3 protein-coding genes and 1 pseudogene are annotated in these 3,164 nt (G+C 45.8%); 3 read left to right on the forward strand and 1 reads right to left on the reverse strand.

Going from position 1 to position 3,164, the window contains the following annotated elements; genetic code table 11:
* The 3 genes and pseudogenes from GNF10_RS36070 to GNF10_RS36080 all read left to right on the forward strand — a co-directional run.
* Positions 1-228: pseudogene (locus tag GNF10_RS36070) on the forward strand (hypothetical protein); the annotation flags it as partial.
* Between the two features lie 11 nt (positions 229-239).
* A complete protein-coding gene (locus tag GNF10_RS36075) occupies positions 240-2,138 on the forward strand; it encodes an SUMF1/EgtB/PvdO family nonheme iron enzyme (protein WP_185587122.1) in 1,899 nt (632 codons plus the stop codon).
* A gap of 171 nt (positions 2,139-2,309) precedes the next feature.
* Positions 2,310-2,552, forward strand: coding sequence for a hypothetical protein (locus GNF10_RS36080; protein WP_185607447.1), 243 nt, complete (start codon positions 2,310-2,312; stop codon positions 2,550-2,552).
* A gap of 216 nt (positions 2,553-2,768) precedes the next feature.
* Here GNF10_RS36080 and GNF10_RS36085 read toward each other — a convergent pair.
* A partial coding sequence (locus GNF10_RS36085) for a DUF1392 family protein (RefSeq protein WP_185607448.1) occupies positions 2,769-3,164 on the reverse strand: 396 nt, incomplete at its 5' end.

The following is a 3,164-nucleotide window of genomic DNA, read 5'->3' on the forward strand; positions in this document are numbered from 1 at the left end:
AGACGAAAATCGGTAGAAGTAGGGAAGCTGAAGCAGGAAATGCAAGGGTTTCTGCAAGCGATGAGAGAAATGTTGGACGAAGCAGATGAACCGGATTCAAAGATACAGCTTCAGGAAATTGAGCTATCAGTAGAAATAAATGGAGAAGGACAAATCAGCTTGTTTGGGATTGGTGGAGGTAAAGCTGGTGGTAAAGGAGCAATGACCTTCAAGTTCAAGCGTAAATAGCAAACAGTGATATGGGTAAAAATTGGGCAATTGTAGTTGGGATAAACAATTATGATAACCTCCAGGCGCTAAATTATGCCAAACGGGATGCAGAGGCGATGAAGGCTTGGTTTGAGAATGAAGCTCAATTTGACCAAGTTTTTCTGTTTACAGAAGATTCTCCGGCGATAAAAACAAATCCACCAATACCAACTCAACCATTTCAAGGCCGGTTTAAGCGATTTTTAAATAAACAGTTTGAAGAAGCGTTATTGAAAGCAGAAGATAATCTGTGGTTCTTTTTTGCAGGTCATGGGAAACGTTATGTAGACCAAGACTATCTCATGTTTTTGGATAGTGACCCTACAGATCCCACAACAGCAATCTCTATTGATTATGTGACCCAAAGGCTGCGGCGTTGTGGGGCAGATAATGTAGTTTTGTTAATAGATGCTTGTCGAGATGAAGGCGATCGCTCTGGGTTAGGAGTAGGGGCCCAGGAACAGAAGGGAGTGATCACCTTTTACTCATGTGCGCCAAGCCAAAAGTCTTGGGAGATAGATGAATTACAGCATGGGTCGTTTACTTACAGCTTACTAGAAGGGCTACGAATCCAGGAAGAGGCCAATTGTGCGACAGTAGAACGTTTAGAGCAACATTTGCGTTACAGAGTACCTGAAGTAAATGCTGATTATAAAAAACCCGAACAAAATCCTTATTTGAAAGCGGAGCCACCCTACAAGATGTACTACATCTTAATAGAACAAGCCGCGAGAATAAAAGATGCAGAGCCGTTGAAATATCAAGCGTCTCTGGCTGAAAATGAAGGAGATTTATTAGTAGCAGAGCAATTGTGGATCAGGGTGTTAGCAGTATCTCGTGCTGATAGAGACGCAATTCGAGCAATTAAAAGGATAGCTCAACGCCAAGTACAGGATTTCAATTCTATTTCTGAGACTTTATCAATTACTCAACCTGTTGCTTCACCTGGAGGAGGGAGAGCAGTAGCTTTAGAGCCGACCTCTATCCGCAAAGATGATCGACCAGTTTTTAAATTTGATGTAGTAACGGTAAATGCTCAAGGGCAGGAAATCAAGTGTGAACAAGGTCAAGCGGAATATTTCACTGAGACTTTTGGCAACGGAATGACGTTAGATATGGTACTGATTCCTGCTGGTAGCTTCATGATGGGTTCACCAGAAGATGAATTAGAGCGCAGAAAATCAGAAATTCCTCAGCATTCAGTAACTATTCAGCAATTTTGTATGAGTAAATATCCAGTTACCCAAGCACAGTGGAAAGCCGTAGCAGCACTAGCGCACGTCAACAGAGAGCTACAAGCTGACCCATCGGAATTCAAAGGGGAGCAACTACCTGTAGAGCAAGTGTCTTGGTACGATGCGGTGGAATTTTGCGATCGCTTATCCTCCCATACAAAAAGACAGTATCGGCTACCCAGCGAAGCAGAATGGGAATATGCCTGTCGCGCTGGAACTACTACCCCCTTTCACTTTGGCGAGACAATTACAACTGACGTTGCTAATTACAGGGGTACAGATCACGAAAAACATAAATGGTTCTTATGGTCGGTACGAGGGCCAAAAGGTATCTATCGACAAGAAATTATACCTGTGGGCAGTTTTGAGGTAGCTAACGTCTTTGGATTATACGATATGCACGGAAACGTCGGGGAATGGTGTCTCGATGATTGGCACGCTAGCTATGAAGGTGCGCCAACAGATGGAAGTCCTTGGTTTGATGAAAATGGTAACTTTTCTCAAAAACAAGAAAGTACCGTGCTACGGGGTGGTTCCTGGGTCAGCCTTCCTAGCTACTGCCGTTCCGCGTTTCGCTACAGCTTCTCGCGCGGCAACCGCAGCAATGATATTGGTTTTCGTATTGTGTGCGCTGCCGGGAGGATTCTTCAGTAGCCCTTTATACTTTTTCTCTTTTGCCCTCTGCTCTTGTTTTTTTACCCTTGTTGAGTGTGGCGAAGCAGAACGATCTAATTTTTTTTGGAAATCAAGGTGGGTAGAAAATAAATATTATTCGCGTCATTATTCGCGTCGAAAAAGTTCTTCGGACTTTGCTGTATTCTATGCTTGTTAGGAAGTACTTCTTTCTGCTCTCCTCAACACCGCCACAAACTCCTCACTGGAAACATAAAAGCCCCCACCGTCAGCCTGACCCCACCGCCGCCAACCCAGCCACCAACCGCCCCCGATAGAACTCCTGCTGTAACCCCGACAGAACAGCCAGCACCCCAAGCTCCGACCAATCCTCCAAATCCTCGCCGTGCAGAGAGCCGCAGGGCAAGCGATGCCTACGGAAACCCGTTCGCGTAGCGTCTCCGACAGGAGAAGCGGGAACGCACTTCACAGGATAACCCAGCGATTCTTCCTGTGCGGCGGTATCCTGGGCTGATGCCTTCCACCAGTTCAGCAGTTCGGGAGTTGGCGCGAATAGTGGAAGGTGTTTACCTTTCCAATTTTTGGGAGGGTACAGCGAGATTGAGATGCCTTCGCCTCGGATTTCGCCACGATAATATAAGGTGTACACCGTCATAATCGCACCCTCTCCAAGTCATAGTCAGTCACTCGTGCGATGGGCGAAGTCCCGCCAAGGGCGATCGCATCTCTGAAAGTAAAAAGCTCGTCACCGTTTTCAGATATTCCTGGGGACATCCATTCGATGCAGTAGAACCAGGAATCGCAAATCAGTTGGATGCCTTGGACAATCCTTGCTGGTGGCCCGTCGCCATGAAATCGGAACTCGACTAATTCACCCAGTTCAAACACAGGCTTTTCTTTGGTAACTAATTGTAAGTTACGTGTACCAATGATTTCACGTCCTAAAACAGTTAGATTATCGTTGCCGGAAACAATCTCATAACTCCAGCCTTTAGCTGACCACTCTACACCGCAACAGTAACCGAAAGATTTGGTGGTAGTGACGTA

The organism is Nostoc sp. UCD121 (assembly GCF_014222285.1).
GTDB lineage: Bacteria > Cyanobacteriota > Cyanobacteriia > Cyanobacteriales > Nostocaceae > Nostoc.

Coding starts and splice junctions, on each gene's coding strand:
- GNF10_RS36075 (WP_185587122.1), top strand. CDS start 240: ATGGGTAAAAATTGGGCAATTGTAGTTGGGATAAACAATTATGATAAC.